This window comes from Kocuria sp. KH4 (assembly GCF_053711175.1).
The window spans coordinates 118,551-124,703 of the sequence record NZ_JBSJYX010000010.1 but is presented as its reverse complement, the minus strand read 5'-3'; the positions used below and the strand labels follow the sequence as shown (position 1 = coordinate 124,703).

The following is a 6,153-nucleotide window of genomic DNA, read 5'->3' as shown; positions in this document are numbered from 1 at the left end:
GTCACCAGTGTCTCAACTCCGCGGCCCGCCCCGCTGGGGCTTCACGGAGGGCGTGCTCAGCGGGAGCCGGCCTGCCGCTCGGCGGACTCGACGACGTTGAGCAGCAGCATGGCCCGGGTCATGGGGCCGACGCCGCCGGGGTTCGGGGAGATCCAGGCGGCCTTCTCGGCGGCCGCCGGGTCGATGTCGCCGGTGAGCCGCTTCCGGCCCGTCTCCGGGTCCTCCACCCGGGAGACCCCGACGTCGAGCAGCACGACCCCGTCCTTGAGGGCGTCCGGGCCGATCATGTGCGGGCGCCCGGCGGCGGCCACCACGACGTCGGCCTGGGCCAGCAGCGCCTCGAGGTCCTCGGTGCCGGTGTGGGCGAGGGTGACGGTCGCGTTGATCTCCCGGCGGGTCAGGATCAGGCCCATGGGCCGCCCCACGGTCACCCCGCGCCCCACGACGAGCACGTGCCGGCCGGCGAGGTCCACCTCGTGGCGGCGCAGCAGCTCCACGATGCCGTTGGGCGTGCAGGGCAGCGGGGAGGTCATCGGCTCGGAGACGTTGAGCACGAGCCGGCCGAGGTTGGTCGGGTGCAGCCCGTCGGCGTCCTTGTCCGGGTCGATGCGCTCGAGGATCGCGTTGGTGTCCAGGTGGCCGGGCAGCGGGAGCTGGACGATGTAGCCGGTGCAGGCCGGGTCCGCGTTGAGCTCGTCGATGACCGCCTCCAGCTCCTGCTGGGAGACGTCGGCGGGCAGCTCGCGGCGGATCGAGGCGATCCCGACCTCGGCGCAGTCCTTGTGCTTGCCGCCCACGTAGGAGTGGGAGGCGGGGTCGTCGCCCACGAGCACCGTGCCGAGGCCCGGGGTGACGCCGCGCTCGGCCAGCGCGGCCACGCGCTGGGCGAGCTCGGCCTTGATGGCCGCGGAGGCGGCCCGCCCGTCGAGGGTGCGCGCGCCCATGCTCACCACTCCTCGAGGCCGTCGTAGAGCGGGAAGTCGGCGGCGAGCTTGTCCACGCGCGCGCGCAGGGCGGCGACGTCCGCGCCGGGCTTGAGGGCGGTCGCGATGATCTCGGCGACCTCCTCGAACTCGGCGGCGCCGAAGCCGCGGGTGGCCAGGGCGGGGGTGCCGATCCGCAGCCCGGAGGTGACCATCGGCGGGCGCGGGTCCCACGGCACCGCGTTGCGGTTGACGGTGATCCCGGCCTCGTGCAGGAGGTCCTCGGCCTGCTTGCCGTCCAGCTGGGAGTTGCGCAGGTCCACCAGCACCAGGTGCACGTCGGTGCCGCCGGTCAGCACGGAGACCCCGGCCTCGGCGACGTCGGCGGCGGTGAGCCGCTCGGCCAGGATGCGGGCGCCCTCGACGGTGCGCTCCTGGCGCGCGCGGAACTCCTCGGTGGCCGCGATCTTGAAGGCCACGGCCTTGCCCGCGATGGCGTGCATCAGGGGGCCGCCCTGCTGGCCCGGGAAGACGGCGGAGTCGATCTTCTTCTTGAGCTCGCCGGTGGTGAGGATCACCCCGGAGCGGGGGCCGGCGAGGGTCTTGTGCACGGTGGAGGTCACCACGTGGGCGTGCGGGACCGGGTTGGCGTGCAGGCCCGCGGCCACGAGCCCGGCGAAGTGGGCCATGTCCACCCACAGCTTGGCGCCGACCTCGTCGGCGATCGAGCGGAAGGCCTCGAAGTCGAGCTCGCGCGGGTAGGCGGACCAGCCGGCCACGATGGTCTGCGGCCGCTCGGCGAGGGCCTGCTCGCGGACCTTGTCCATGTCCAGCGTGTAGCTTCCGGGGTCCACCTCGTAGGCGGCGATCTCGTAGAGCTTGCCGGAGACGTTGAGCTTCATGCCGTGGGTGAGGTGGCCGCCGTGGGCCAGGGACAGGCCCATCAGCTTGTCGCCGGGCTGCATGAGGGCCTGCATCACGGCGGTGTTCGCCTGGGCGCCCGAGTGCGGCTGGACGTTGGCGTGCTCGGCGCCGAACAGCGCGGTGGCGCGGTCGCGGGCGAGGTTCTCGACGACGTCGACGTACTCGCAGCCGCCGTAGTAGCGGCGGCCGGGGTAGCCCTCGGCGTACTTGTTCGTCAGCACCGAGCCCTGCGCCTCGAGCACGGCGCGCGGGGCGAAGTTCTCGGAGGCGATCATCTCCAGGGTGCCGCGCTGGCGTCCGAGCTCGTCGGCGATGGCCGCCGCGACCTCCGGGTCGACCTCGGCGAGAGGCTGGTTGGTGACGGACTGGATCGAGCTCGTGGACATGCCGCTCCTCGGGTGGGGACCAGGGTGGATCGCCTACGAGTTTAGGCGATCGCCGACCACCCGGTCGCGGGCCGCGCGCGAGACCCCGGCCACGGCCCGTTCCAGCGGGCCCTGGCCCCGGCTGCGCCGCCACAGGAGGGCGAACCCGACCGCCGCCGCGGCCTGCACGAGGAACCACAGGACGGGACGCTCGTAGTGCACCTCGAGGTTCAGCGCGAGCAGGTGCGCCGAGTAGAGGGTCAGGGTCATCGAGCCGGCCGCGACCAGCGGCAGGAGCAGGACCTCCGCCCGGCGGGCGACGAGCAGGCACAGGCCCAGGGCGAGGGCGCCCGTGCCCACGCCGCTCAGCAGCGCGAGCGGGGTGTTGGTGTGCGGGCCGGAGACGGCCAGCCACCACCAGGTGGACGTGGGCAGGACCGGGTCCGGCCCCCACACGACGATGTCCTGGACGTCCTCCCGGCCCAGGAACGGGCTCGCCGCGAGCAGCCGGTCCATGCCGCCGAGGGGGTGCAGCAGCAGCCACGAGAGCAGCGCGGAGCCGCCCGCGAGCACGGCGCCGCCCACCAGCAGGCCCAGCTGGGTGCGCCGCTCCGACAGCGCCAGCCGGCCGATGGCCAGGCCGGCGAGCAGGTACACGAGGTACGTCAGCGCCGGGTACGAGCCGGTCAGGAGGAGCTGGGCCAGGGTGGTGCCCGGCGCGGTGAGGGCCTCGGCGACGGTCGGGTTGTAGCTCTCGAACCCGGGCAGGACGGGTCCCAGCGCGTGGATCAGCGCGGGGCCGAGCAGCGCGAACCCGGCGGCCCAGGCCACCAGGGCGCGCGCGGACAGGTGCAGGAACGGGATCGCGAGCAGGAAGAACACCCCGTAGTAGACGAGGATGTTGTAGGCGGGCGGGTCGGCCGGGGAGGTCTGGTTGATGAGCAGGCCCACGGCGGCGATGAGCAGCGCCCGCACGAGCAGCCCCACCCGGTCCCCCGTCCGGCGCCGGCCCTCGTGCACGCGGCGCCCGCCGGAGGTGAACGCCAGCCCCACGCCCGCCAGGAGGGCGAAGAGCGCGGCGGCGCGCCCGGAGAAGATCGTCCACTGCGCCGTCGCCTCGAAGGTCTCCGGGTCCCAGGAGGGCAGGATGTGCACGGACATCATCCCGAGCAGGGCGATCCCGCGGGCCGCGTCGACCCCGACCAGGCGCCGTGCGGCGCGCCGCGCCGGGGCGGTCCCCTGCGCCGGGCTCTGCCGGGCCGGCGTGTCCCCGGCCGGGTGGTGGGTGTGCAGCATGGCGGTCGTTCCCCTCTCGCGGTGGGCCGGCGGGCCCCCTGCCCGCCGGCTCCGGGCCCGGGGCCCGTCGCCCACCCAGTCCAGCAGGCCGGGATGTGGGTGCCTTATCCCGTTCCTGTGCCCCACCTGTGAAGCCCCGGCGCGCCGCGGTGCGCCGGGGCCGCGGGGCTACGCTGGAGGCGTTCCGCGGACCACCGGGGCGCCCCGCCGGCCGTGGGGCCCCGTTCCCCGAGGAGCCGCCCCGGGGGCCCGCCCCGCCGGGGCCCCGTCCCGTGAGGAGAGCAGCGCCGTGACCGAGCCCGTGCAGCGGCCCACCGCCGTCGACCTGCCGCGCCTGCGGCACCCGGACGGCTCCCCGGTGCGCGCCCTCGTCGTCGACGACGAGCCGCTGCTGGCGCAGATGGTCTCCATGGGCCTGACCATGCTCGGCTGGCAGGTGCGCTCGGCCCACGACGGGCCCGCCGCCGTCGCGGAGGCCCGCGGCTTCCGCCCCGACGTGCTCGTGCTGGACGTCATGCTGCCCGGCGGCACCGGGGTCGAGCTCCTCGAGCGGATCCGCGCCTTCGCCCCCGCCGTCCCGGCCCTGTTCCTCACCGCCAAGGACAGCACCGAGGACCGGATCGCGGGCCTGGCCGCGGGCGGGGACGACTACGTGACGAAGCCGTTCAACATGGAGGAGCTGCTGCTGCGGCTGCACCGCCTGGTGCAGCGCTCCGGCATCGCCCACCCGGACGCGGCCGAGCTCGTGGTCGGCGACCTCGTGCTCAACGCGGACACCCGGGAGGTGCGCCGCGGCGGGGAGGAGATCACCCTGACCGCCACCCAGTTCGACCTGCTGCGCTGCCTGATGGACAACGCGCGCCGGGTGCTCAGCAAGGCCCAGATCCTCGAGCAGGTGTGGGGCTACGACTTCGGCGGGCAGACCAACGTGGTGGAGCTCTACATCTCCTACCTGCGCAAGAGGATCGACGCCGGGCGCAGCCCCATGATCCACACGGTGCGGGGCGCCGGGTACGTGCTCAAGCCGGCCGAGTGAGCAGGGCGGGCGCACGACGGGCACGGGGTGAGCGAACGGTGAGCGGGACGGGACGGGCGGCGGCGCTGCAGCTGCGCACGAAGCTGCTGCTGACGGTCCTCGCGCTGCTGACGCTCGCCTGCGCCGCCGTCGGCGTGCTGGGCCACGCCGCGCTGAGCGTCTCGCTGGGCGAGCAGCTGGACCGCCAGGTGCGGGACGCCTCCTACCGCACGATCGAGTACGGGGTGCGGGCCTCCGCCGGGCCCTCGGAGGAGCTCGAGGCCATGATGGACGTCCCCGCGCAGGGCGCCGGGACGATCAACGCCCGCATCGTGGACGGCGCGGTGGTCCGGGCGGGGCTGTTCGCGCCCGACGGGTCCCGGCGCGCCCTGGCGGACGAGGACCGGGCGCGGATCGAGGCCCTCGTCGAGGAGCTGGGCGCGCGCTCGGACGAGGACGGGGGCGCCCAGTGGGGGCCCGTGGACGTGGACCTGGCCGAGGGCGGGTACCGGGTGCTGCTCGTCGACGACCCGTGGGACTGGGGCCTCGTGCTGACGGGGCTGCCGCTGGCGGACAAGGAGCAGACGCTGCGCCGGTTCGGGGTGAGCACCGCCGCGATCTCCACGGGGGCCCTGGCCGTCACCGGGCTGTCCGGCCTGGTGGTCATCCGGCGCACGCTGCGCCCGGTGGAGCGGCTCTCCGACGTGGCGACCCGGATCTCCGAGCTCGACCTCGACCGCGGGGAGGTGGTCCTGCCGGTGGCGGCGGTGGCCCCGGCGGCCCACCCGGACACGGAGGTCGGCCGGCTCGGCCACGCCTTCTCCCGGATGCTGGACAACGTCGCCCACGCCCTGGCCACCCGGCAGCGCAGCGAGACGCGGGTGCGCCGCTTCGTGGCCGACGCCAGCCACGAGCTGCGCACCCCACTGGCCAGCATCCGCGGCTACGCGGAGCTGATCCGGCTCACCGAGCCGATGAGCGAGCAGGGCCGCAGGTCCCTGTCCCGGGTGGAGTCGGAGTCCGAGCGGATGACCGCCCTCGTGGAGGACCTGCTCCTGCTCGCCCGCCTCGACGAGGGCCGCCCCGTGGTGCCCGAGGACGTCGACCTGCTGGAGCTGGTCGTCGAGACCGTCAGCGACCGCCGGGTCACCGCCCCCGGCCACGACTGGCGGCTGGAGCTGCCCGACGAGCCCGTCGTCGTCCGGGGCGACCCGGCCCAGCTGCGCCAGGTGCTCATCAACCTGCTGTCCAACGCCCACCAGCACACGCCGGCGGGGACCACGGTCACCACCTCGCTGGGCACCGGGCCCGGCCCCGAGGCGGTGCTCACGGTGGCCGACGACGGACCGGGCATCGGCGCGGCGTTCCAGGAGCACATCTTCTCCCGCTTCGCCCGGGAGGACGATGCCCGCTCCGGCGGCTCGGGGGGCGTGGGCCTGGGGCTGTCCATCGTGGAGGCCATCGTGCAGGCCCACCACGGCCGGGTGCGGGTGCGCAGCGTGCCGGGCTCGACCTGGTTCACCGTCCACCTGCCCCTCGCCGCGGACTGAGCCGGCGGCGGCTTGCCCCGCGGGCCCCGGGGCCCTTTAATGAACGGGTCAGGAACCGTCGGCACGGACGGCCGCGCCGA

At 75.0% G+C, this 6,153-nt stretch carries 5 protein-coding genes; 2 read left to right on the top strand and 3 right to left on the bottom strand.

Annotated features, from left to right (window positions below; genetic code table 11):
* Window positions 1-56: 56 nt before the first annotated feature.
* Genes ACWCOM_RS09635 through ACWCOM_RS09625 form a run of 3 tightly spaced genes read right to left on the bottom strand, consistent with a single transcriptional unit; the run spans window position 57 to window position 3,508 of the window.
* The gene (locus ACWCOM_RS09635) at window positions 57-944 is read right to left on the bottom strand and encodes a bifunctional methylenetetrahydrofolate dehydrogenase/methenyltetrahydrofolate cyclohydrolase (protein ID WP_454548520.1); all 888 of its coding nucleotides are present in this window, start codon (window positions 942-944) and stop codon (window positions 57-59) included.
* Window positions 945-946: 2 nt separating this feature from the next.
* Window positions 947-2,233: a serine hydroxymethyltransferase gene (gene glyA / locus ACWCOM_RS09630; RefSeq protein WP_454548519.1), complete on the bottom strand. Its 1,287-nt coding sequence runs from the start codon at window positions 2,231-2,233 to the stop codon at window positions 947-949.
* A gap of 33 nt (window positions 2,234-2,266) precedes the next feature.
* Window positions 2,267-3,508 carry a heparan-alpha-glucosaminide N-acetyltransferase domain-containing protein gene (locus tag ACWCOM_RS09625; RefSeq protein WP_454548518.1) on the bottom strand — a complete coding sequence of 414 codons (1,242 nt, stop codon included), beginning with the start codon at window positions 3,506-3,508 and terminating at the stop codon, window positions 2,267-2,269.
* 289 nt (window positions 3,509-3,797) lie between these two features.
* Between ACWCOM_RS09625 and ACWCOM_RS09620 the strand changes: the two genes are divergently transcribed.
* Complete coding sequence (locus ACWCOM_RS09620) at window positions 3,798-4,544, top strand: response regulator transcription factor (protein ID WP_454548517.1); 747 nt, start codon at window positions 3,798-3,800, stop codon at window positions 4,542-4,544.
* Window positions 4,545-4,582: 38 nt separating this feature from the next.
* On the top strand, window positions 4,583-6,073 hold the full coding sequence (locus tag ACWCOM_RS09615) for an ATP-binding protein (protein ID WP_454548516.1): 1,491 nt from the start codon (window positions 4,583-4,585) through the stop codon (window positions 6,071-6,073).
* Window positions 6,074-6,153: the final 80 nt, after the last annotated feature.